Here is a 24,983-nt window from a genome sequence, read left to right on the forward strand (position 1 = left end):
GCTCACGCCGGGTCCGCCGGTGGCAGCCAGTCGCGGATGCCGTTCTTCAGCGCGCCGCGCAGATCCATCAGCTTGCGATGGAAGAAGTGGCTGGTGTCGGGCATTTCCACCAGCACCGGCGGCTGCGGCAGGCCGCTGACCCAGGCGCGCACGGCGCTGGCATCCACGATCTCATCGGCCTGTCCCTGGATCACCAGCCAGGGCATCTGCGGCGGCGCGATGCCTTCGAACTCCCAGCTGCGCCCGACCGGCGGCGCGATGCTGATCAGCGCCTTTGCGCCCAGTTCCGCCGCGCCGCGCAGCGACACCCAGGCGCCGAAGCTGAACCCGGCCAGCCACAGCGCGTGATCGGGAAACCGCGGGCGCGCCCAGGCGGCGACCGCGCGCAGGTCGTCGAGTTCGCCGCGGCCGTCGTCGAAGGCGCCCTCGGAGGCGCCCACGCCGCGGAAGTTGAAGCGCAGGGCGGCGATGCCGCACTCGCGCAGGGCGCGCGCCGCCATCGTCACCACCTTGTTGTGCATGCTGCCGCCCTCGGTCGGCAGCGGATGGCAGACGATCGCCAGCACCGGCCGCGCGGGGACATCCGCAGCGTCGAAGGCGATTTCCAGGCGACCGGCCGGGCCGGCGATAGTGGCGGGGATGTTGTCCATGTCCATGCCGCGGATGATGCCGAAGTGGGCGTTAAACGGTTCCGATGCCGGCATCGCCGGACCGCGGGAACGCGCCACGGAAACAAAGACGCCGCCCGCAGGCGGCGTCCGCATCGAGCGGCGCAGGGCGCTTATTTCTTGCTCTGCGCCACCATGTACTCGACCGCGGCCTTGACCTGCTCGTCGGTCAGGGCCGGGTTGCCGCCCTTGGCCGGCATCACGCCCACCGCGCCCTGGAAGCCGGAAATCGCCTTCTTCACCAGCTCGTCGATGCCCTGCTGGGCCACGCGCGCGCCGATCCCGGCGGCGTCCAGCTTGGGCGCGCCGCCGACGCCGGCGGTGTGGCAGCCGGTGCAGGGGCCGTTGTTGAAGATCTCGGCGCCGTCGGTGCGTCCGCCGAACGGCACGTTGGCCACCGCCGCCGCCGCTTGGGCCGCCGCGGCCGCGGCCTGGGCCGCCGCGCCGGTGGCCCCGGCATACACCGCACCGACCGGGGCGATCCGCTCCAGGGTCTTTTGCTCCGCGACCGGATCGGGCGGGTATGCCACCTTGCCGTTCAGGTAGTGGGCGAACAGGATCAGGCCCACCATCACCAGGAACAGGAAGGCGATCACCATCGAAAAACGCTTCAGAAACGCCAGGTCGTACGCGCGCACAGTGCCCCCGCAGGTCGTGGCCGGAGTCGGCCATTCAGCCCGATTATTCCAGAAACCGGACGCGCCATGCGAGGCGGTCGGACGTGGGTCGCGCCCGGAGACCTGGGTTGCTCGCGCGGATTCGAGGCTGGTCGCGCATTCAGGAAGGCTTCAGAGCGCACTGGAAACGTGACCTAGTTGACATGACACCCGTTCAGCGGCGATAAACCGTGCGTCAAGACGTCCGCAGGGGGTTCCGCGCCCGGCGTACGCCAGCACTGCAACGGCATGCTGCAGCGGCTTCAGGCCGCCGGGGCAAGGCGGATACACACTTCAAGGGATGGGGGATTCAACATGAGCGAGATCCGGAACGTCGGCACGTCGGGCAAGGCGCGCAATCGCCGCGTCTTCAAAGTGGCGCCGGTGACGCGCGCGGTGCGTTCGGCGCTGGCGGTGTCCGCGCTGACCCTGGCGATCGGCTTCGGGGGCGGTGCGGCGGCGGCGACCCCGCAATCGGCGGTGTCCGCGCACGCGCTGCGGATCGAGCGCTCCGCGCTCGACTTCGCCCCGGTGCAGGATCTCACCGTCGTTCCCCTGCTGGTGCCCGGCGGCGCGGGGGCCCCCACACCGACCTTGATCGGCGGCTACTACCCCGGCGATGCCAATATCGTCAACAACGCTCCGATCATCGAAAGCCAGGTCGGCAACGCTTTCGGGATCTACGCCTATAGCGGCACCGGCAACGTCAGCATCGTCAACGGCGCGCTCGGCGCCATCAGCGCGCATTCCGACTACGGCAATGCCATCGGCATCTACGGCTACGCCCTGGCCGGCGATGTTGCCATCACCAATGCCGCCAGCATCGTGGCGGACGCGCCCAACGGCCTGGCCGATGCGATCTTCGCCTCCGGCCACGATGTCACCGTGATCAACACCGGCAGCCTCACCGCGACCGGCTATTCCTGGGCCGCGGGCATCGAGGCCCAGGCCGGCAACAGTGTGAGCGTCACCAACACCGGCAGCATCACCGCGACGGCGACCGGTGGCCTGGCCTATGGCATCTATGCCACGGGCGATGCCAGCGCCAGCGTGGTCAACGCCGGCAACATCACCGCGCGCGGCTACTACGCGACCGGCATCCACGCCGAATCTGGCGGCGATGTCGCCATCACCAATTACGCCAGCGGCAGCATCGATGCCGGCACCATCACCGGCAGCGCGCTGGCGTGGGGCATCTACGCCGCCTCGAATGGCGGCGGGGCGGTCGTGCAGGTCGACAACAGCGCCTACATCCATGCCGCGGCGGTGTATGGCGCCACCGGCATCTCCGCGGTGGCGTCCGGTCTCGGCGGCAGCGCGGTGGTCAACAACGATGGCGACATCGTGGTGCAGCAGAATCGCCTAATGACCAGCTACGGCGGCTACGGCATCCTCGCCGCCGGCGATGTGCACGCGGAAATCAACAATTCCGGCGATATCACCGTCACCTCGCGCGGCCCGGCGTTCGGCCTCGCCGCGCTGTCCACCACCGGCGACGCGTCGGTCTCCAACTCCGGCAACGTCATCGTTTCCAGCAACATCAACAGCACCTCGGTGGCCCCGACCGGCATCCTCGCCGCCGGCGGCTACGGCAGCGCCGCGGTGGACAACTCCGGGTTCGTGCGCGCCACCGGCGTGCGCGTCGCCAGCGGCGTGGACATCAGCGGGTATGGCAACCTGACCGTCGACAACAGCGGCTACATCGGCGCGATCGCCAATGCGGGTTCGGGCCTCAGCGGCCGTGCCAACGGCATCAAGGCGGTGTCGGGCGGCGGGGATATCGCCATCAGCAACAGCGGCGAAGTCTATGCGCGTGGCCGCACCCTGGCCCTGGGCGTGTATGCGCTGGCCAACGGCGGCAACATCAGCGTTTACAACGACGCCTATGGCGCCATCGATTTCTTCTCGGCCGCCGGGCGCGGCTGGGGCGTGTGGGCCTACGCCGCCGATGGCAGCATCGCGGTCGACAACCAGGGCTACATCGGCGGCCTGGCCTTGGCGCAGGCCTACGGCGTCCTGGCGCAGGCGCCGCAGGGCAACATCGACGTCAGCAATGGCGGAACGATCAATGCCACCTCGGCCAGCAGCACCGCCCGCGGCGTGCTTGCAATCGCCAGCAGCGGCACCGCGAGCATCGACAACACGGGCGATATCTACGCCACCAGCGGCGGGTTCGGGTTCCCCGGGACTGCGGCCTATGGCGTGATCGCCTCGGGCGCATATGCCGATGTGTCCAGCAGCGGCAATATCGTTGCCCGCGGCAACACGGCGGCGTTCGGCGAAGTCGCGCAATCGGTGTCCGGCACCACGGTGTACAACGCCGGCGGCCGCATCGCGGCATACGCCAACGGGACCGCGGTCGGCATCAGCGCCACGGCGTCCGCCGGGGATGTCATGGTGGACAGCGCCAGCGCCATCACCGCGATCAGCCAGCAGGGCAATGCCACCGGCATCGTGGCCAACGGCTACTACGGCGCCAGCATCGACAACACGGGTGGCATCACGGCCGTGGGCCGCACCAGTGCCTCCGGCATCCGCGCGCTGAGCAGCGCAGGGGATGTCACGATCAGCAACAGCGGCCCGGTGTTCGCCTACACGGTCTATGGCAATGCCATCGGCCTGTATGGCTATTCCCTGTACGGCAATACCAGCATCAGCAATAGCGGCGATGTCACCGCGATCTCGGTCAATGGCCTGGCCGACGCCATCTTCGCCTCGGGTGCGGATGTCAGCATCGTCAACAGCGGCATGCTGTATGCCAACGGCAGCACCTGGGCCGCGGGCATCGAGGCCCAGGGCACCGGCACCACCAGCGTGCAGAACGACGGCGATATCGCGGCGTATGCGCGCGCGGCCGGCGCGCATGCGTTCGGCATCTACACCACTGGCGATGCCGGGGTGACCATTGCCAACACTGGTGCCATCAACGCCCAGGGGTACTACGCCACCGGCATCTATGCCAGCTCCGTCGGCGGCAGCATCTCCATCGGCAACACCGGCAACATCACCGCCGGCTACGTGTATGCCGGCAGCTACTACAGCGCGCTGGCCACCGGCATCGACGCAATGAGCGGCGGGGTCGGCGCGCAGGTCGATGTCGTCAACAGCGGCGACATTTCCGCGCTTGGCTATTACGGTGGAACGGGTATTTCCGTGGTCTCCAGCGGTCTCGGTGGCACCGCCAGCGTGGACAACAGCGGCAACATCACCGTCGCCCAGGGCAACAAGTACGGCTACGGCGCCAACGGCATTTTCGTGTCGGCGGATGGCGATGCGCTGATCACCAATAGTGGCGCGATCACGGTGAACTCCGGCGGTGCCGCTGCCGGTGCGGTCGCCCTGTCCTTCGCCGGCGATGCCAGCGTCGTGAACTCGGGCGATATCTCGGTCGATTCCACCGCGTTCTTCGGCTACAACGCCTACGGCGTGATCGCGTTCTCCGGCAATGGCGGCGCGATGGCCAGCAACAGCGGCCAGATCGACGTCACCACCAAGTACATCGGCGTCGGCATGGACGTGGGCGGCCTGACCGGCGCCACCGCCGACAACAGCGGCGGCATTGCGATCGATGCCTGGCGCGCCTATGGCATCCGCGCCCAGTCCGGCAATGGCGATGTGGCGGTCACCAACAGCGGCACGATCTATGCCACCTACAGCGGATCCTACGGTGGCACGGCGTTCGGCATCCTCGGTATCGGTACCAACGGCAACGTCGCGATCGACAACAGCGGCAGCATCGGCACCCATGTCGCCGGCCAGTCGGTGGGCGTGTTCGGAATCTCCAGCTACGGCGACGTCAGCGTCACCAACAGCGGCAGCATCGATGCCTACAGCGGCAGCAATGCCGCAGTGGGCGTGTTCGCGCGGGCCGACAACGGCACGGCCAGCGTCGGCAATAGCGGCAGCGTCAGTGCCTACTCCTATTCGGGGGTGGCCTATGGCGTGATCGCGCGCGGCATGGACGCGCTGGTGGACAACAGCGGCACGGTGTCGGCGAGCGGCTATTACGCAGCCATTGGTATGGCTGCCCTCGGCACGGATTCGGCCACCATCACCAGCAGCGCCGGCAGCGTGGATGCCTTTGCGCTGGGCCAGGCGATCGGCGATCTGGCCAGCGCTTTCTACGGCGACGCCACGATCACCAATGCCAGTGAAGTCACGGCGATGAGCCTCTATTCCGGCGCCACCGGTCTCTGGGCCCGGAGCGTCCAGGGGAATGCTTCCGTGACGGGGACCGGCAATGTCACGGCGATGTCGTTCATGGGAGCGGCGACAGGCGTCGAGGCTTACACGATCTTTGGTGATGCCGCGATTGACAATAGCGGCGACGTCACCGCGGCGGTCCTGTCGGGGACCGGCAACGCCATCGGCCTGTATGCCTACTCGATGTACGGCAACGCGACGGTGCACAACACCGGTGCCATCACGGCCGATTCCTATGGCGGCCTGGCAGATGCCATCTTTGCATCGGGGACTGTGGTCGATGTCGACAACGCCGGCGCACTGAGCGCGACGGGCAGCACCTGGGGCGCGGGCATCGAGGCGCAGGGGACGGCGTATGCGCGCGTCACCAACAGCGGCGACATCACGGCGTACGCCATGCCGTTCCAGCAGGTGGTGGATTACTACGGCAATTCGCTGGGCTACGCCAATGGCGGCCACGCCTTCGGCATCTACGCCACGGGCGGCAGCTACGGCGTGCGCGTGACCAACAGCGGCGCGATCAGCGTGGACGGCGGCTATGCCGACGGCATCTACGTGCAGTCGGGCGGCAACGCGGTGGTGGTCAACAGCGGCGACATCACCGCCGGCAGCGGCCTGGCGAGCTACTACAACAGCTACAACGGCTACACCTACTACTCCGGCACCCAGCTGGCCAACGGCATCAACGTCAGCAGCAATGGCGACGGCGCCGTGGTGATGGTGGACAACAGCGGCGCCATCACCGCCAGCGGCATCTTCGGTGCCAACGGCATCTCCGCCGTGGCCAGCGGCCTGGGCGGGGTGGTGGCGGTGTACAACGACGGCAACCTGACGGTCAGTCAGGCCAACAAGTACGGGTATGGCGCTTACGGCGTGTTCGCCTCGGCCGATGGCGATGCCTTCATCGACAACGGCGGGACCGTCACCGTCGACTCGGACGGTGCGGCGACCGGCCTTGCGGCGCTGTCGTTCGCAGGCGATGCCACGGTGGTCAACCACGGTGACCTGGATGTCACCAACACGGCGGCGCTGATGTACGGTGCCACCGGCATCACCGCGTTCTCCGCCAATGGCAACGCGGCGGTGGGCAACTACGGCGCGGTCAACGTCACCAGCAAGTACCAGGCGACCGCCGTCGATGCGCGCGCACTGGGTGATGTCACCGTGGTCAACGGCGGCTCGCTGTATGCCAATGGCGACAAGTACGCGTTCGGCGTGTACGCCTCGGCCGGCACCGGCAATGCGGTGGTCAGCAACCAGGCCGGCGCGGACATCGGGTTCTATTCCTATATCGGCCGCGGCTTCGGCGTGCTGGCGGTGTCCAGCCTGGGCGATGTGATGGTGGACAATGCCGGCAGCATCGCCGGCTATGCCTTCGGCCAGTCGGCCGGCGTGTTTGCGGTCGCGCTGCAAGGCGATGCCACGGTCTCCAACAGCGGCAGCATCGATGTCAGCAGCGGCGGCAACGTCGCGGTGGGCGTGTTCGCGCGTGCCGACTATGGCACCGCGACTGCGGTCAACAGCGGCAGCATCCACGCCACCGACTTCCCGGGCGGCAACTACACCGGGTATTCGGCCTACGGCATGTTCGTGCGCGGCGACATCGCGCAGGCGGGCAACAGCGGCAGCATCAGCGTGGACGGCTACTACGCCGCGACCGGCATCGAGGCGACCTCGATGAATGGCACCCTGGTCAGCAATACCGGCGGCAGCATCGTCGCGACGGCGACCGGGATGGCCACGGGCATCGATGCCAGCTCGGTGTACGGCGATGTCCAGGTCGGCAATGCCAGCACGATCACCGCCAGCGGCATGTACCTCGGCGCGACCGGCATCGAGGCAATGTCCTACGGCGGTAACGCCAGCGTGACCAACACCGCGGCGATCACGGTGTCCTCGGCATATGCCGGCAGCATTGGCATCCTCGCCGGGGCATATGGCAACGTCAGTGTGACCAATGCGGGCGCCATCACGGCCACCGCCGGCGGCGCCTACGCCCTGGCCCAGGGCATCTACGCCTACAGCAATTCCGGTGACGTCACCGTCGGCAACACCAGCGCGGGGCATATCGAGGCCAGTGGCGGTTCGGCGGCGGTCGGCATCCACACGGGCAGCTATGACGGTACCGTGGTGATCAACAATGCCGGCGTCGTCCATGCCAGCGGCGGTGTTTACAACGCCGGCGTGCTGATGGAGAACGTGTACGGCACCAGCACCTTGAACAACCTGGCGGGCGGCGTGATCAGCGCCGACGGCCCGGATGGTTATGCGTTCGCGGTGTACGGCAGCAATGCGGTCGAGATCATCAACAACAGCGGCCGCATCCTGGGCAACGTGGCCCTGCGGGGCGGGGATGACGTGTTCAACAACAAGGCCGGCGGCGTGTGGGATGTCGGTGCCACCACCTACAGCGATTTCGGGGATGGCGACGACACGTTGAACAATGCAGCCGGTGGCCAGGTGCTGCTCAACGGCGGCCACATCGCCTTCGGGGCTGGCAGCGACACGGTGAACAACGCCGGCCTGATCAAGATGACCAACAGCAGCATCAGCATGGGCCCGATGGTTCCGCTGTTCGCACCACTGGCGGGCGAGACCAACGTGTTCAACAACACCGGCACCCTGCAGGTGATCGGCAGCAACAGCATCGACACCTACGGTGGCACCTTCAACAACACGGGCCTGGTGGACTTCCAGAACGGCGTCACCACCGACAGCCTGACCCTGGACGGCACCCTCGCCGGGGTCGGCACGATGAATATCGATGTCGATCTGAACACCAATACGGCCGACCAGCTGGTGGTGAATGGGGATGTCGCCAGCACGGCCAAGCAGACCGTGAACGTACAGTTCACCGGGCTGCCGACCGCGACCACCACCGACATCGCTTTTGTCAACGTCACCGGCACCTCGGCGGCGGGCAACTTCGTGGGCGGCCAGTTCATCGGCTACAACGCGAACGCCAACTTCCTGACCCTGGGTCTGGGCGTCAAGAGCGCCATCAACACCGCCAACACCAGCGATGACGTGTTCTCGATCAGCATGGTGGTCAACGGCCTGAGCGATAGCGGTTCGCTGGGTGCGTCCACCGCCTCCGGCATGGCCGGCTTCATGAGCGCGCAGATGGGCACCTTCCGCCAGCGCCTGGGCGTGAATCCGTACGGCGATGCCGGCAAGGTGATGAGCGCCTTCGTCCGCGTGTATGCCGACCAGGGCGATGTGTCGCAGAAGCACACCAGCAACTTCGGCAACGGCGGCTATTTCGACTTCGATACCGCCAGCTGGGGCCGCGAAGTCGGCATCAACGCCAACCTGTATGGCAACTTCCATGCCGGGCTGGTGCTGGGCAGCACGGATGGCCGCCAGCGCCTGACCGGCGGCGGGGTCGGCGAGAGCCGCATGCATGCGATGACGGTGGGCGGCTACCTGACCTGGTACGTGCCGAATGGCTGGTACGTGGACTTCAGCGCGCGCCAGATGGCCCCGGACATCCATCTGTCCACTTCGGCCGGCACCATGTCCAGCCGCACCCATGTCAATGCGATGAGCCTGGAAGCCGGGTACGAGTGGAACATGGGCGGCTTCAACCTGGTGCCGCAGGCGCAGTACACCCGCACCAAGGTCGAAGATGCCACCTACATCGGCAACCTGGACACCATGGTGGCGCATGGCGGCACCTTCGAGCGCGGCCGCCTCGGGCTGGAGCTGAACAAGACCTTCCTCTCCGGCGACGTGCGCTGGATGCCGTACGCCACCCTCAGCGCGGTGCATGATTTCAGTGGCACCAGCACCTACACGGTGGCCAACGTGTTCAACGGCAGCACCACCGTGAAGGGCACCAGCGCGATGGCCGAACTGGGCGTGGGGATGCAGAAGGGCAGCTTTGGCTTGACCTTCAGCGCCAGCTGGAACGACGGCGGCCCGTACAAGAGCGTGGTCGGCGCCCAGGCCAACCTGCGCTACTCCTGGTAATCGCCGCGGCACCGGGCCTGGCATGACGCCGGGCCCGGGCCGGGCACCTGCAGTCTGGACAACACGTGTCTAACGAAAACAACCCGCAGAACGACCCCAAGATCCAGTCCAACCAGGACACGCCCGAGCTCGAGACCGGGCTGGATGCCATTGCGAGCGAGGCGCCGGCTTCTGCGCCGGCCCCGACCTCGGAAGCGGCAGCTCCCCTGCACAGGCGCAGCAACCGCAGCCCCCACGTGATCTCACCAAACTGCGGGTGGAGAAAAGCTGCTCGCGTAGCCTCGCCGGCTGGCTGGGCCAGAACCGGCTGTCGCTGGCGATCACCTCCTACCAGACCGGTCGCATCTATCTGGTGGGCAGCGACCAGCAGGGCCGGGTCTCGTTCTTCGAGCGCATCTTCGAGCGCGCGATGGGCGTGGTCGGCAATGCCCAGCGCATCTACCTGGGCGGGCTGTACCAGCTGTGGCGGTTCGAGAACATCCTGCGCCCGAACGAGGTCATCCACGGCCAGTTCGACAAGTGCTACGTGCCGCGCAACGCGCAGACCATCGGCGATCTCGACATCCACGAGCTGGGCATCCGCAAGGACGGCCGGGTGGTGTTCGTCAACACCAAGTATTCCTGCCTGGCCGAGCTCAGCCCCACCCACAGCTTCAAGGCGATCTGGAAGCCGAAGTTCATCAGCAAGCTGGCGCCGGAGGACCGCTGCCACCTCAACGGCCTGGCGATGGTGGACGGCGAGCCGAAATACGTCACCGCGGTGTGCAAGAGCGACAGCGTGGACGGCTGGCGCGAGCGCCGTCGCGACGGCGGCGTGGTGATCGACGTGCAGACCGACGAGATCGTGTGCGAAGGCCTGTCGATGCCGCACTCGCCGCGCTGGCACAACGGCCGCCTGTGGCTGCTCAACGCCGGCACCGGCCAGCTGGGCTGGGTCGATTTCGAGAAGAAGGCGTTCGTGCCGCATGCCTTCGTGCCGGGCTTCGCGCGCGGGCTGTCGATCATCGGCAATGTCGCCGCGGTGGGTCTGTCGAAGCCGCGCAACCAGCGCTTCGAGGGGCTGCAGCTGGACGAAGAGCTGAAGAAGCGCGACGCCGAGCCGTGGTGCGGGGTGCAGATCGTGTCGCTGGCCAATGGCGATGTCACCAACTGGATCCGTTTCGACGGCGACATCACCGAGATCTTCGACATCAGTTTCCTGCCCAACGTCAAGCACCCGATGATGATCGGCCTGCGCACCAACGAGATCCGCGACCTCATCACCTTCGAATCCGAGATTCCCGTGGAGGCGGCCGTCGCATGACCCGCGCGCACCCCATTGTCCTGCTGCTGGCCGGCCTGCTGCCGATGGGGCTGTTGCAGGCCCAGACCAAACCGGCCGCGCCCGCGCCATCCGCCGCCAGGCCCGATCCGGTGGCCGCGACGTTCAAGGCCTGGGACAAAAACGGCGACGGCCAGCTCTCGCTGCCGGAGTTCCGCGCCGGCTGGGGGCAGATGCAGGCCGCGCTGCGGGTGGAGCAGGCGCTGCGCCGCCAGTTCGCGGCGCTCGATACCAACCACGACGGCGCCATCGACGCCAGCGAATACGGCAACCTGGTGCTGATCAAGCAGGCCGGCAAGGCCGCGCCGCCGCTGGCCCGCTTCGATGCCAATGGCGACGGCAAACTGGAGTTCGTCGAATACGTGAAGCTGGTGCAGGCGCTGGCGCCGCCGCAGGACGCCGGCAAGGGCGGCAAGAAGTGAAGGTCGAGATCATCCCGGTCTGGAAACAGGTGACGCCGGCGCTGACGGAGGAGGTGGTCGCGTTCTGGCGCGCGCACAAGGCGATCGCCGACGAGGCCGTCGCGCGCGCGCGCGCGCAGGAGCTGGTGTGCATCGCGCGCGACAAGATGGGCGCCCTGTGCGGGGTCGGCACCGCGGTGCTGAAAGTGCTGCCGCGCCTGCGCCAGCCCACCTACTACTATCGCCAGTTCTTCGCCCCGCAGCTGCGCGGGCGCGGTCACATCCTCGGCTTCTTCCGGCGCTGCAAGCAGGTCCTGCACGACTACAACGCCGGCCTGAAGCAGCCGGAAAGCCTGGGCCTGCTGCTGGAAATCGAAAACCCCAAGATCGCCTCGGCCTATAAACGTGCAGTCGAGCCCGGTTTCGATGTGGTTTTCATCGGATATTCACCGCGCGGCCTGCAGCTGCGGGTGTCGTATTTCGACGATGCCGTGTTGCAGGCGCCGGCGCGCATCAGCGCCCCGGCGGCGCTAGCGAATGGCGGGCGCGCAGCCCGCGGAAAGAGCGGTACACCCCTTCCCGCCGCGGGCGCCGCAGCGGGGTCGATCACCACGGAGAACGCGTCATGAAAGTTCAAGCAAGCCTGCTGTGCCTCGCCATCGCCTCCGCCCTCGCCGTCACCGCGGCCCCGGCCGATGCGGCGGCGCTCCAGAAATCCGCGGTGGTCGCCCGCGCCAATGCCCTGGTCGGCAACCACGCCACCCTGGCGCGCAAGGCGCCCGCCGATGCCTTCGCCGTGCGCGACGTGATCGTCGATGCCGACGGTACCGAGCACGTGCGCTATGACCGCACCTACAACGGCCTGCCGGTGATCGGCGGCGACATGGTCGTGCATGCCCGCAACGGCCAGCTGACCGGCATCAGCCAGACCCTGAACACGGCTGCGCGTCCTGGCCTGCAGGCCAGGATCAGCCGCGACCAGGCCATCGTCGAGGCCGGCGCCCGCTTCGGCACCCGCTTCCTTGGCGCGCCGAGCGCGCGCACCGTGGTCTATGCCGTGGGCATGGCTCCGGTGCTGGCGCATGAGGTCGTGTTCAACGGCATCAAGGCCGACCAGACCCCGACCGAGATGCACTACATCGTGGACGCCAGCAGCGGCCGCATCCTCAACCAGTGGGACGGCATCGAAACCGCGCGTCCCGGTCCGGGTGGCAGCAGCAGCTGCAGCACCCCGGCCGTGGGCACCGGCAAGACCCTGACCCTGGCGGATGTGGTGATCAATACCGCCCAGTGCAGCAGCACCAGCTACCAGATGGTCGATCTCACCCGCGGCGGCGGCGCCACCCACAACATGGCGATGAAGACCTCCGGCATGGGCACGGTGTTCACCAGCAGCACCAACGTCTGGGGCAACAACCTGCTCTCCAATTCCCAGACCGTGGCCGCGGACGCCCACTACGGCGTGGCCACTACCTGGGATTACTACAAGAACACCTTTGGCCGCGTCGGCATTGCCAATGACGGCAAGGGCGCCATCAGCCGCGTGCACTACGGGCGCAACTACGCCAATGCGTTCTGGAGCGATTCCTGCTTCTGCATGACCTTCGGCGACGGCGACAATGGCGCGAGCATCTATCCGCTGGTGGCGCTGGACGTGGCCGCCCACGAGATGAGCCACGGCGTGATGAGCCGCACCGCCAATCTCACCTACAGCGGCGAGTCCGGCGGCCTGAACGAGGCCAACTCCGACATCTTCGGTGCCATGGTCGAGTTCTACGCCAACAATCCGGAGGACACGCCGGATTACGTGATCGGCGAGGAGCTGTTCCCGAACAATGCCGACCTGAGCAAGGCGATCCGCTGGATGTTCAAGCCGAGCCTGGATGGCGTTTCCAAGGACTGCTACTACAGCGGCATCGGCAGCATCGACGTGCACTACAGCTCCGGTCCGGCCAACCACTTCTTCTACCTGCTGGCGGAAGGCGCGGTGGTGCCGGCGGGCTTCGGCGCTGGCACCTGGGCGAACCTGACCCCGGCCGCGCTGGTGTGCAACGGCAATACTTCGCTGGTGGGCATCGGCCGCGCCAAGGCGGCGGCGATCTGGTACAAGGCGATCACCACCTACATGACCAGCAGCACCAACTACACCGGTGCGCGCGCCGCCACGTTGAATGCTGCTGCCGCGCTGTATGGCAACGGTTCGGCTGAGTACAACGCGGTGGCCGCGGCGTGGAGCGCGGTCAACGTGAACTGACCGGCTCCACGGCCGGCATGCGAAAACGGCCCGCGCGCGCGGGCCGTTTTCTTTGCGGCGCAGCCTGCGCCCGAGGCGCCGATCCCGCCCGCGATGGCGCCCGGGCGGCGAGCAGGATCAGGCCGCCTGCACGATCCGCAGCGGGTTGCCCCACTCCTTGAGCAGTTCCGCCTGGCGCGTCCTGGCCTGGTGCAGATGCGCGTCCTTGACGTGGCCGTAGCCGCGGATGTGCTCGGGGATGCTGGCGATCTCGGCCGCCAGACCCACGTTGCCGGCGTCGAGCGTCTCCAGCAGGCCCGCCACGGTGCGCTGGTAGTCGTCGATCAGTGCGCGCTCGGTGCGGCGCTCGGCGGTGTAGCCGAACACGTCCAGCGGCGTGCCGCGCAGGACGCGCAACCTGGCCAGCACGCGGAACGCGGTGAACACCCACGGGCCGTATTCGCGCTTCTGCAGCCGGCCCTGCGCGTTCCTCGACGCCAGCAGCGGCGGGGCAAGGTGGACGTGCAGCCTGTAGTCGCCTTCGAACTGCTGTTCGATGCGCCGCTGGAACTCGCCGCTGGTGTACAGGCGGGCCACTTCGTATTCGTCCTTGTAGGCCATCAGCTTGAAGAAGTAGCGCGCCACGGCTTCCGACAGATCGGTGCTGCCTGGCACCCGGCTGGCTTCCACGGCGCGGACCTGCGCCACGAAATCGGCGTAGCGGCGGGCATAGCGGGCGCTTTGGTAGTCGGTGAGGAAGGCCACGCGGCGCGCGATGATCTCATCCAGCGAGCGCGACAGGCGCGCATCGTCCAGCGGGCCGAAGGCCGGTTCGCCGGCGTGCGAAGCCGGCACATGGCGCAATTCATCGCCGCTGCGCAGGTCGGCGGCGAACGGCGTCAGGCCGGATTCGCCCGCGTCGTTGGCGGTGGCGCCCAGCAGCGGCAGCGTATGCGGCGTGGCTTCCGCTGCGGTCGGCACATTCCGCACGATGCCGGCGGCCTCGATGACGGCGTCCAGGTCCACCGCCGCCAGGCGGCCCCAGGCGAACGCGGTCTTGTTCATCTCGACCGCCGCGCCGTTCAGCTCGATCGCGCGCATCAGCGCATCCAGCGAGAGCGGCACCAGCCCCTGCTGCCAGGCATAGCCCAGCATGAACAGGTTGGCGGCGATGGCGTCACCCAGCAGCGCGGTGGCCAGCTGGGTGGCGTCGATCTGCAGCGGCGCTTCGCCGTCCAGCGCGGTGCGCACCGCCTGGACGATGTCGGCCGCGGGGAACTGCAGATCCGGGCGGGTGGTGAAGGTGCCCGGCATCGCCGCGTAGGTATTGAGCACCACCGTGCTGCGCCCGGCGCGGATCTTGGAGAGCGCCCAGTAGTCGTTCACCACCACCATGTCGCAGCCCAGCACCAGGTCGGCCTCGCCGGCGGCGATGCGCACTGCGTGGATGGCGTCCGGCGACCTGGCGATGCGCACGTGTGTGGTCACCGCGCCGCCCTTCTGGGCCAGACCGGTCTGGTCGAGCACGCTGGCGCCCTTGCCTTCCAGGTGGCCGGCCATGCCCAGCAGCGCGCCGATGGTCACCACGCCGGTGCCGCCGACGCCGGTGATCAGGATGTTCCACGGGTGCGACAGGTTGCTGCGGATCGCGGGTGCGGGCAGGTTGGCGAGGCGCTCCGCGGCGTTCGCCTTCTTGCCCTTGCGCGGCTTGCCGCCGTGCACGGTGACGAAGCTGGGGCAGAAGCCCTCCACGCAGCTATAGTCCTTGTTGCAGTTGCTCTGGTCGATCTCGCGCTTGCGCCCGAACTCGGTCTCTTTCGGTAGCACGCTGACGCAGAAGCTCTTGGCGCCGCAGTCGCCGCAGCCTTCGCACACCAGCGAGTTCACCACCACGCGCTTGGCCGGATCGGGCAGCTTGCCGCGCTTGCGGCGGCGGCGCTTCTCGGTGGCGCAGACCTGGTCATAGATCAGGATGCTCACGCCCTTGACCTCGCGCAGCCTCTTCTGCACGGCATCGAGGTCGCGGCGGTCGTGGAAGGTGACGCCAGCCGGGAAGAGCGACGGGTCGGTCCATTTGTCGATGTCGTCGGACACCACCGCAATCGTTTCCACGCCCTCGGCGCGCATCTGGTGGGCGATCTGCGGCACGGTCAGGATGCCGTCCACCGGCTGGCCGCCGGTCATCGCCACCGCGTCGTTGTAGAGGATCTTGTAGGTGATGTTGACGCCAGCGGCGATCGCCTGGCGGATCGCCAGCGAACCGCTGTGGAAATAGGTGCCGTCGCCCAGGTTCTGGAACACATGCTGTGTTTCGGTGAACGGCGCCTGCCCGGCCCAGGTGACGCCCTCGCCGCCCATGTGGGTGAAGGTGTCGGTGCGGCGGTCCATCCAGGTCACCATGTAGTGGCAGCCGATGCCCGCCAGCGCGCGGCTGCCTTCCGGCACCTGGGTGCTGGTGTTGTGCGGGCAGCCCGAGCAGTAGTGCGGCACGCGCGGGAAGTTGGCGCGCGGCAGGGCCAGCTCGCCCTCCTTCTGTGCCATCCACTGCAGCACCTGGCCGATGCGTTCGGCGGCGGCCCCGTCCACCAGGCCCAGCCGCAGCATGCGGCGGCCGATCACGCCGGCGATGGTGGCGGGGGTCAGCTCGCCGGTGCTCGGCAGGATCCACTCGCCGGCTTCGTCGTACTTGCCGACGATGCTCGGGCGGCGGCCCCAATCCTGCGGCCAGTTGTAGAACTGCTCCTTCATCTGGCGCTCGATGAAGGCCTTTTTCTCCTCGACCACCACGATGTCGGAGAGGCCCTGCGCGAAATGCGCGATCCCCTGCGGCTCCAGCGGCCAGGTCATGCCGACCTTGTACACGCGGATGCCGACGTCGCGACAGGCGGTCTCATCCAGCCCGAGGTATTCCAGCGCCTGCAATACGTCGAGATGGCTCTTGCCGGTGGTGACGATGCCCAGCCGCGCCCGCGCGGAATCGATCACGGTGCGGTCGATGCGGTTGGCGCGCGCGAACGCCTGCGCCGCCTTCACTGCGTAGCGGTGCAGGCGCATCTCCTGTTCCATCGGCGGGTCGGGCCAGCGGATGTTGAGGCCGCCCGGCGGCATTTCGAACGCGTCCTCGCCCGGCAGCACGATCTGCAGCGCGAACGGGTCCACCTGCACCGAGGCCGAGGATTCCACCGTCTCGGCGATGGTCTTGAAGCCGACCCAGCGCCCGGTGTAGCGGCTCATGGCAAAACCCAGCACGCCCATGTCCAGGATGTCCTGCACCCCGGCCGGGTTGAGGACCGGCATCATCGCGCTGACGAACTCGTCCTCGCTGCCGTGCGGTAGCGTCGAGCTGCGGCAGGCGTGGTCGTCGGCGGCCAGCGCCAGCACACCGCCGTACCGCGAGGTGCCGGCCGCGTTGGCGTGCTTGAACACGTCGCCGCAGCGGTCCACGCCCGGACCCTTGCCGTACCACAGGCCGAACACGCCGTCGTATTTCGCGCCCGGGAACAGGTTGGCCTGCTGGGTGCCCCAGACCATGGTGGCGCCGAGGTCTTCGTTCAGGCCCGGGGTGAACTTCACATTCGCCGCGTCCAGGTGCTTCTTCGCGCGCCACAGCTCCAGGTCGAACCCGCCCAGCGGGCTGCCGCGGTAGCCGCTGACGAAGCCGGCGGTGTTCAGCCCGGCGCGCGCATCGCGCAGGCACTGCATCAGCGGCAGCCGCACCAGCGCCTGCACGCCGGACAGGTAGATGCGGCCCCGGGTGCGCCGGTATTTGTCTTCCAGGGTGTAGTCGGTGTCCAGCACGTCGTGGGTCAGCAGCGACTTGGCGGATTCGGGCGAGGACAGTTCGGCGGTGCTGGTCATGGTGGGGCGGCCTTCCGGAAACGGCGAAAACGCCGCGCAGGGGCGGCGTTCGAGCAGATCCTCCGCATTTTAGCAGCCGCCGCCGGCAGGCCCGGGGCGGCGCCCGTCCGTGCGATCGGCTAGGATCGCGCCTGCGCGGCGCGATGCGCGCGGACGCGCAGGACACCATGCTTGAAGGGAGAGCAAGCCGATGCGTTACATCCTGGGGATGCTGTTGGGCATCGCGCTGGCGTCGCTGCCGGTGGCGGCCGATGCCGGCAATGCGCGCGCCGCGCGCAAGCTGGTGGAATCCACCCTGCTGGTCAGCGGCAAGATCGTGATCGCGCCGGACGGCACGGTGCGGGAGTACAAGCTGGACGACACGCGCGCGTTGGGGGCGCCGCTGGAGCAGTTCCTCGATGCCAACATCCGCCGCTGGCGGTTCGAGCCGGTGGTGGTCGATGGCACCGTGGTGACCGCCGAGGCGCCGATGCGGATTCGCCTGGTCGCCCATCCGCAGGACGGCGGCGGCATGCAGGTGCGCATCGCCGCCACCTGGTTTGGCGATGAAAAAGGCGGGCGGCCTGCGACCGATTTCCCGCGCCAAAGCCGCATGGATCCGCCGTCCTATCCGCGCGAGGCCCTGATGCTGGATGCCCAGGGCATTGCCTATGTCGTCCTGCGGTTTGGCCGCGATGGCAAGGTGCAGGAAGCGGACGTGGAGCGGGTCAACCTGCGTACCTACGGCACGGAGCAGCAGATGGCCGCGCTGCGCAGGCAGTTCGCGGATGCCGCGCTGCGCGCCGCGCGCAGGTGGACCTTCCTGCCGCCGACCACCGGGGAAGAAGCGAAGGAGGATCACTGGCTAGCCAGGGTTCCGGTGAGCTTCCAGATAGCGGACCTGAATCAGCCCAAGCCCTGGGAATGGCAGAGCTACATCCCCGATCCCAGCGTGCGCGACCTGTCGTGGGCGCACGAGCAGTTGCGGATCGCAGGCTCGCCCGAGGCGCTGCCCGACAGCGGGGTGTTCCCGCTGGCACGGCCGGCGATTCGCCTGCTGAACGGTCCGGGGACCTGAGTCCCGCCACCGCACCGGCGCTCACGCCTCGGCGCGGCCTGCGATCCAGGTCGCGCGCACCTGCGCGTTCGCATCCAGCCATACCAGATCGGCGCGGTAGCCAGGGGCGATGCGGCCGTGAGCTGCCGCCGAGGCCGAGAAACTCCGCCGGATACTGCGCCGCCATCCGGCACGCCTCGTCCAGCCCCAGGCCGAGCAGGCGCACCGCGTTGCGCACGGCGCTGGCCATGTCCAGCGCGCTGCCGGCCAGCGCGCCGGCGGCGTTGCGCACCACGCCATCGCGCGCGGTGATGGTCTCGCCGTACAGGGCGAATGAGGGCGAGGCGGCCCCCACCATCGGCATCGCATCGGTCACCAGCAGCAGCTTGCCGCGCGGTTTCGCCGCCAATGCGATGCGCAGGCTGGCCGGGTGCACGTGCACCCCGTCCACGATGATCCCGCACCAGCAATTCTCGTCATCCAGCGCCGCGCCGACTACGCCAGGCTCGCGGCCCTGCAGCGGGGTCATCGCGTTGTAGAGGTGGGTGACGCCGCGGATGCCGGCGGCGAAGCCGGCGCACATCTGCTCGTAGCTGGCATCGGTATGCCCGGCGCAGACGATCGCGCCGCGCGCGACCAGCGCGTGGATGGTCGCGGCGGGCACGCGTTCCGGCGCCAGGGTGATCAGGGTGACGCCGTTGTCCAGCGCGGTCGCCATCGTGATCTCGTCGGCGTCCGGCACGCGGAACTGACCAGCGTCGTGGGTGCCTTTGCGCGCGGGCGCCAGGTACGGGCCTTCCAGGTGCAGGCCGAGCACGCCGGGCATGCCCTGCGCGATGGCCTGGCGGGTCGCGGCGATCGCGCGATGCATCACCGCGGCGGCGTCGCTGATGAGGGTGGGCAAAAAGCCGGTGGTGCCGAAGCGGCGGTGGGCGCGGGCAATCGCGGCGATGCCTTCGACGCTCGGCGCGTTGTTGAACAGCACCCCGCCGCCGCCGTTCACCTGGATGTCGATGAAGCCGGGCGCCAGATACCCGCCGCCGAGGTCGATGCGCACCCCGCCGCCGGGCGGATCGCCGTGCAGCACGGCGACGATGTGGCCGTCCTCGACCACCACGCAGACCTCCGGCTCGAACCCGCGCCCGGTCAGGACATGGCCATTGTGGAAGACCAGCGGTTGCATGCGCGGGCGGAGGACGGGCGGCGGCCATGGGCCGGGGCCTGCCAGCCTACCCGCACCTTGCCGGCCTGCGGTAGTCTTGGCGTTCACCGCATGCGTCCGGGGGGAATGGCATGGCTGGATCGGAACTCCAGGTGATGGTGATCGAGGATCACGGCTTCCAGCGCAGGATCGCGCTGCGGCTATTGGCCGAGCTGGGCATCGAGCGCACCCTCGAGGGGGCCGACGGGCTGCATGCGCTGGACGTGCTGCGGCGCCAGCCCAGTCCGCCGGACGTGGTGCTGGTGGATCTGGACATGCCGGGCATGGACGGCATCGAATGCATCGGCCAGATCGCGCAGGAGCGCCTGGCGCGGGCGGTGGTGGTGGTCAGCGCGCTGGACCCCGCCTTGCTCAATACCGTACAGACCATGGCCCGCGCCTACGGGCTGCGGGTGCTGGGCAGCGTGGAGAAGCCGCTCACCCGCGACAAGCTGCGGGACGTGCTGGCGCGCTTCGGCGAGCACGCCGGCGAGGCGCTGATCGAAGCCGCCAGCGATTTCAGCGTGCCGGCCCTGCTGGCGGCGCTGGAGCAGGGTGAGATCGTGCCATGGTTCCAGCCGCAGGCGGAGCTGGGCAATGGCAAGGTCGTCGGGGTCGAAGCGCTGGCGCGCTGGGAGCGCAGCGACGGTAGCGTGGTGCGTCCGCTGCAGTTCGTGTCGCTGCTGGAGCGCGAAGGCCAGGCGCACGCGCTGACCGAGCGCATGCTCGACGAGGGCTGCCGCTGGCTGCGGCGCTGGAATCGCGACGGCATGCGGCTGAAACTGTCGGTCAACGTCTCGCCGCTGGCGCTGGCCGACGCCCAGGCCGCCGACCGCTACCAGGCGATCGTCGAAAACCACGCGCTCAAGCCCGAGGACGTGGTGCTGGAGCTCACCGAGAGTTCGGTGATGGCGGATGCCGCCTGCGGCCTGAGCGTGCTGGCGCGCCTGCGCCTGAAGGGCTTCGGGCTGTCGATCGACGATTTCGGCACCGGCTATTCCTCGCTGGCACAGCTGGCGCAGGTGCCGTTCAGCGAGCTCAAGATCGACAAGGAATTCGTGTGCGGCGCGCATCTGCAGCCGCGCAAGCGCGCGATGGTGGAGGCCAGCCTGGACCTGGCGCGCAAGCTGCGCCTGGCCACGGTGGCGGAAGGCGTGGAGAGCGCCGAGGACTGGCAGCTGCTGGCCGAACTGGGCTGCGAGGTGGCGCAGGGCTGGCTGATCGGGCGCCCGGTGCCGGGCAGCGAGCTGCCCGCGGCGATCGCGCGCTGGCGGCGGCCGGTGCACTGAGCCGGATGCGCGGCATGCCATCCTCCGCCCGGGCCTGATCCATGCGCTTCGACGCCCTGCGCTACAGCATCCGCAAGCAGCTGCTGGGGCTGTTCGGGCTGTTTCTGATCACTGGCGTGCTGGTGCTGGCGCTCGACCAGTTCCAGCAGTACCTGGCCGAACGCGCGCTGATCGCGATGCGCGACGACGTGCTGGCCGGCATGCAGCGGATCCGCAAATTGTCCAACACCTACGAAATGGATCTGGTGGACACCACCTTCCGCACCCGCAACTACCTGATCGACTGGCAGCAGGCGGCGGCCACGCTGGCGCGCGCGCAGGACACCGCCACCGCCGAATGGCAGGCGCTGCAGGCGATGCCGCTGGACGAGGAGGGGCGCGCGCTGCTGGCGCAGGCGCTGCTGGCGCGCCCGCGCGCCGACCAGGCGCTGGCCGACCTGCAGGACATCGTGCAGCGGCAGGACATTCTCGCCCTGGGCCGGTTCGCGGACCGCGAGCTGTACCCGGCGGTGGACCCGCTGGTGGCGCGCCTGGAGCAGATCGATGCGCTCGGGCAGGCGCGCGCGGATGCGCTGGTGCGCCAGGAGCTCACCCGCGCCGCGTGGTTCGGGCGCGCACGCATCGGGCTGTCGCTGCTGTGCTTCGTGCTGGTCGCACTGTTCGGCCGGCGCGTGCTGCACAACGGCTATCGCGGGGTGGAGAGCCTGCACCGGCTGGCGCTTGACATGGCCCGCCACGACTACACCAGCCTGCCGCGCTTCCGTCCGCGCGGCGAGCTGGGCGAGGTGATGGAGAGCTTCCTGCGCATGCGCGAGCAGGTGCGGCGGATGGAAGCCCAGCTCACCGACCAGCTGGCGCGCAACGACAGGGTGCGGGTGACATTGGAGCGGCGCGAGCAGTTCCAGCGCCTGCTGCTGGAAGCGGCGCAGACGGCGATCTTCGCGGTGGATGAAAACGGGGTGTTCTCGCAGGTCAATCCGTTCGCGGAAAAGCTGCTGGGGTGGCCGGCCGGATCGCTGGTCGGGCGCGAACGGCTGGATGCGATCCTCGATCCGGAGGCGCTTGGCGCGCTGGCGCGCGCGCTCAGCGAGGCCTATGGCCACACCGTGCCGGCCGACTGGACCGCGCTGCGCGAGCTGGCCCGCCACCGCGAGCCGCCGCGCGAGTTCGCCCTGCGCCACCAGCGCGGCCGCACCCTGCCGGTGCTGCTGGCGCTGTCGGCGATGCGCAGCGATACCGGCGAGATGATCGGGTTGCTGGCGGTGGCCACCGACCTCACCCACCTCAAGCGGCTGGAGCACGCCCTGCGCGACAGCGAGGCGCGCGCGCGCGAAGCCAACCACGCCAAGAGCGCGTTCCTGGCGGCGATGAGCCACGAGATCCGCACCCCGATGATCGGCGTCACCGGCATGATCGAGGTGCTCGGGCACACCCGCCTGGATGCCGAGCAGCGGCGCGCGCTCAACGTGATTCAGGCCTCGGCCGAGACCCTGCTGCGGATCATCGGCGACATCCTGGATTTCTCGAAGATCGAAGCCGGGCGGATGGAGCTGGAGCCGGTCGCCACCGACCTGCCGGAGCTGGTGCGCAGCGTGGTCGCCAGCTATGCCGGTTCCGCTTCCAGCAAGGGGCTGGCGCTGGAGTGCCGGATCGGCAGCGACCTGGCCCCGGCCTATGAGGTCGACCCGGTGCGGCTGCGCCAGGTGCTGGGCAATTTCCTGTCGAACGCGCTCAAGTTCACCGCGCAGGGTGGCGTCACCGTCAGCGTGGAGATCGAGGGCAGTGACCCGGACGCCGGCCCGCCGGGCCGCGATGCGCTGGTGCTGCAGGTCGCCGACACCGGCATCGGCATCAGCGCGCAGGCGCAGGCGCGGCTGTTCCAGCCGTTCGCGCAGGCCGAGGCCGACACCACCCGGCGCTTCGGCGGCACCGGGCTGGGCCTGGCGATCAGCCGCCGGATCGCCGAGCTGATGGGCGGCCGCATCGAGATGGAGTCCGCGCCCAGCAAGGGCACCCGCATGCGGCTGCACCTCACCCTGCCGCGCGCGCCGGCCGCCGCGCTGCCGCAGCCGCCGCACGCGGGCCGGCGCCTGGGCGGTTTCGCGCCGCGCCGGCTGCCCACGGTGGCCGAGGCGGAGCAGGAGCGCAGCCTGGTGCTGCTGGTGGACGACCACGCCACCAACCGCCAGGTGATCCAGCGCCAGCTGGCGCTGGCCGGGTATGCCTCGGAAGTGGCCGAGGACGGGCTGGAGGGCCTGGAGCGCTGGCGCAGCGGGCGCTATGCCCTGCTGCTGACGGACGTGCACATGCCGCGCATGGACGGCTACCAGCTGGCGCGCGCGCTGCGCGAGGAAGAGGAGCGGCGCGGCCTGCCGCGCACCCCGATGGTGGCGCTCACCGCGGCCGCGCTGAAGGGCGAGGCCGAGCGCTGTCTGGCTGCGGGCATGGACGACTATCTGGCCAAGCCGGTCGGGATCGCCGCGCTCGGCGCCTGCCTGCAACGCTGGCTGCCGCATACCGCCAGCAGCGCGGGCATGGACGAGGAAGAGGGGCACCGCATCCAGGCCGCCAACAATGCCCGCGCGGAGGCCGCCGCCGGCGACCCAGCGGAGGCCTCGCCGGTGCTGGACACGGCGGTGCTGGATGCGCTGGGCGGCGCCGATCCGGCTGCGCTGCTTGACGACTTTCTCGCCACCACCCGCGACGATCTGCACGTGCTGGAGCGGCTGCACGAGGCCGGCGACCTGCCCGGCCTGACCCGCCAGGCGCACAAGATCGAGGGCGCTGCGCGGCTGGTCGGCGCGCAGGCGCTGGCGGACGCCGCGGCCGCGCTGGAGGCGGCCGGCCGGCGTGGGGACTGGGCCAGCGTGCTGCCGCTGGCCGCCGATCTGCGTACCGCGGTGGAGCAATTGCGCCTGCACGTGGAGGCGCGCGCGCGCGGGTGAAGGCGGCGGCATGCGCCGGCACGGGCCGGCGTGTAGGCTGTCGCGGTGGCGATCCGGAGCCCTGCGATGAAGACCTGGCTGGTGGCGTGTTCCAAGGGCGGCGTCGGCAAGACCACGCTGGCCATCCATCTGGCGGCCCAGGCGGCGCTGGCGGAACGCACGGCGGCGCTGGTGGATGCCGATCCGCAGCGTTCCGCCACCCGCTGGTGCGAGCGCCGGGCCGGCCTGCAGGGCGCGGTGGCGGCGGTGGACGGCACCCGCCGCGCCTGGCACAAGCGCCTGCCGGGCGGCGTGCAGCGGGTGGTGGTGGACGCCCCCGGCCGGCGCCGACCGTGATGCGCTGGAGGCCTTCCTCGACGAAGCCGATGCGCTGCTGGTACCGGTGCAGCCCTCGGCGCTGGATATCGAGGCCGCGTCCGGCTTCCTGCACGACCTGCTGCGCCACCCGCGCCTGCGCAAGGGCAAGCTGCCGGCGGCGCTGGTGCTCAACCGCTGCAAGCCCAATACCCACGCAACCCGGCAGGCGCTGGAGCTGCTCGCCGGCTGGCCCTTGCCGGTGGTGGCGCAGCTGCGCGACAGCTCAGGCCTACGTGGTGCTGACCGGGCTGGGCAAGACCGTGTTCGACTACCATTCCGCCCAGGTGCGCGAGCACCAGCAGGACTGGATGCCGCTGCTGCACTGAGCTGGGCGAGCCCTGACCCTTCCCCATGGATACCTTGCGATGCGCGAACTGATCCTGCTCCGCCACGCCCACGCCGATGCCGCCGCGCCCGGGCAGGACGACGCCGGCCGCCCGCTGTCGGACACCGGCCTGGCCGAGGCGCGCGCCGCCGGCGACTGGCTGCGCCAGCACGGGCTGCGCCCCGACCGCGTGCTGTGCTCGCCGGCGCGGCGCACCCGCCAGACCCTGGCCGCGCTGGGTGAGCTGGGCTGCGGTGATGTGCGTGAGGAACCGGCGATCTACGAGGCCAGCCCCGGCACCCTGGTGGCGCTGGCCGACGCCCATGCCGATGCCGCCTGCCTGCTGATCGTCGGCCACAACCCGGGGCTGGAACAGCTGGCGGCGCTGCTCTACAGCGGCCAGTCCGGCGACCATCGCGGGATGCCGCCGGGCGCGATCGCGGTACTGGCGTTCCCGGAGGATGCCGCGGTCGAACCCGGCGCCGCGCGCCTGGCGCGCTTCTGGTGGCCTTGAGCCC

At 69.2% G+C, this 24,983-nt stretch carries 12 protein-coding genes and 2 pseudogenes; 10 read left to right on the forward strand and 4 right to left on the reverse strand.

Annotated features, from left to right (window positions below; translation table 11 throughout):
* Positions 1-2 precede the first annotated feature (2 nt).
* Complete coding sequence (locus LJB71_RS01745; RefSeq protein ID WP_259302859.1) at positions 3-656, reverse strand: alpha/beta family hydrolase; 654 nt, start codon at positions 654-656, stop codon at positions 3-5.
* A gap of 125 nt (positions 657-781) precedes the next feature.
* Positions 782-1,306 (reverse strand): c-type cytochrome, encoded by a 525-nt coding sequence (locus LJB71_RS01750; protein WP_259302860.1) that lies wholly within the window; start codon positions 1,304-1,306, stop codon positions 782-784.
* A 333-nt stretch (positions 1,307-1,639) separates the two neighbouring features.
* On the opposite strand from LJB71_RS01750, the gene LJB71_RS01755 reads away from it, so the two are divergent.
* From LJB71_RS01755 to LJB71_RS01775, 5 genes are all read left to right on the forward strand, one after another.
* On the forward strand, positions 1,640-9,499 hold the full coding sequence (locus tag LJB71_RS01755; protein WP_259302861.1) for a hypothetical protein: 7,860 nt from the start codon (positions 1,640-1,642) through the stop codon (positions 9,497-9,499).
* Positions 9,500-9,755: 256 nt separating this feature from the next.
* Positions 9,756-10,802, forward strand: coding sequence for a TIGR03032 family protein (locus LJB71_RS01760; protein ID WP_259302862.1), 1,047 nt, complete (start codon positions 9,756-9,758; stop codon positions 10,800-10,802).
* Entirely contained in the window at positions 10,799-11,242 is a 444-nt protein-coding gene (locus tag LJB71_RS01765) for an EF-hand domain-containing protein (protein ID WP_259302863.1), read from the forward strand. Before LJB71_RS01760 ends, LJB71_RS01765 begins: the two co-directional genes overlap by 4 nt.
* Positions 11,239-11,850, forward strand: coding sequence for a hypothetical protein (locus LJB71_RS01770; protein WP_259302864.1), 612 nt, complete (start codon positions 11,239-11,241; stop codon positions 11,848-11,850). Before LJB71_RS01765 ends, LJB71_RS01770 begins: the two co-directional genes overlap by 4 nt.
* On the forward strand, positions 11,847-13,475 hold the full coding sequence (locus tag LJB71_RS01775) for a M4 family metallopeptidase (protein ID WP_259302865.1): 1,629 nt from the start codon (positions 11,847-11,849) through the stop codon (positions 13,473-13,475). Before LJB71_RS01770 ends, LJB71_RS01775 begins: the two co-directional genes overlap by 4 nt.
* A gap of 117 nt (positions 13,476-13,592) precedes the next feature.
* Here the strand turns inward: LJB71_RS01775 and LJB71_RS01780 are convergent, their stop codons facing one another.
* The gene (locus LJB71_RS01780; RefSeq protein ID WP_259302866.1) at positions 13,593-17,312 is read right to left on the reverse strand and encodes an indolepyruvate ferredoxin oxidoreductase family protein; all 3,720 of its coding nucleotides are present in this window, start codon (positions 17,310-17,312) and stop codon (positions 13,593-13,595) included.
* Between the two features lie 190 nt (positions 17,313-17,502).
* Here LJB71_RS01780 and LJB71_RS01785 point away from each other — a divergent pair, with 190 nt between their 5' ends.
* Positions 17,503-18,369, forward strand: coding sequence for an energy transducer TonB (locus tag LJB71_RS01785; RefSeq protein ID WP_259302867.1), 867 nt, complete (start codon positions 17,503-17,505; stop codon positions 18,367-18,369).
* 21 nt (positions 18,370-18,390) lie between these two features.
* Here LJB71_RS01785 and nagA read toward each other — a convergent pair.
* A pseudogene (nagA, locus tag LJB71_RS01790) lies at positions 18,391-19,531 on the reverse strand (N-acetylglucosamine-6-phosphate deacetylase).
* Between the two features lie 110 nt (positions 19,532-19,641).
* On the opposite strand from nagA, the gene LJB71_RS01795 reads away from it, so the two are divergent.
* The 4 genes and pseudogenes from LJB71_RS01795 to LJB71_RS01810 all read left to right on the forward strand — a co-directional run bounded on the left by LJB71_RS01795 (position 19,642) and on the right by LJB71_RS01810 (position 24,979).
* On the forward strand, positions 19,642-20,838 hold the full coding sequence (locus LJB71_RS01795) for an EAL domain-containing response regulator (RefSeq protein ID WP_259302868.1): 1,197 nt from the start codon (positions 19,642-19,644) through the stop codon (positions 20,836-20,838).
* Positions 20,839-20,879: 41 nt separating this feature from the next.
* Complete coding sequence (locus tag LJB71_RS01800; RefSeq protein ID WP_259302869.1) at positions 20,880-23,783, forward strand: ATP-binding protein; 2,904 nt, start codon at positions 20,880-20,882, stop codon at positions 23,781-23,783.
* 66 nt (positions 23,784-23,849) lie between these two features.
* Positions 23,850-24,466: pseudogene (locus LJB71_RS01805) on the forward strand (ParA family protein).
* A gap of 39 nt (positions 24,467-24,505) precedes the next feature.
* Complete coding sequence (locus LJB71_RS01810) at positions 24,506-24,979, forward strand: histidine phosphatase family protein (RefSeq protein ID WP_259302870.1); 474 nt, start codon at positions 24,506-24,508, stop codon at positions 24,977-24,979.
* The last annotated feature ends 4 nt before the right edge of the window (positions 24,980-24,983 follow it).

Origin of the sequence: Thermomonas sp. S9, from assembly GCF_024704365.1 — a bacterium.
GTDB lineage: Bacteria > Pseudomonadota > Gammaproteobacteria > Xanthomonadales > Xanthomonadaceae > Thermomonas.